Consider the following 201-nt stretch of genomic DNA (forward strand, 5'->3'; position numbering starts at 1 on the left):
CAGGAAAGTTAAGTGTTGCACTTGGTAGTGGTATATGGCTTAATCAGTCCGCATTTGCTCTTGGTGCTGGTTATACATCTGAAGATGGAAATATTCGCTCTAGTCTATCTGTGACAAGTGCCGGAGGGCGCTGGGGTGTAGGTGTAGGATTAAGCTTAACTCTAAATTAATAAAATTCACTACGATTATTTTCAAAAACGC

General features: G+C 40.8%; 1 protein-coding gene. It reads left to right on the plus strand.

The genetic code is table 11. The annotated features are described in order from the left end of the window. Positions 1-170, plus strand: a 170-nt coding sequence (locus ACFIMS_RS02300; protein WP_375696350.1) for a YadA-like family protein, incomplete at its 5' end; no start/stop codon positions are given. Positions 171-201 lie beyond the last annotated feature (31 nt).

The sequence above is a fragment of the Bartonella sp. AP331QHHD genome (assembly GCF_042195905.1).
Lineage (GTDB): Bacteria > Pseudomonadota > Alphaproteobacteria > Rhizobiales > Rhizobiaceae > Bartonella.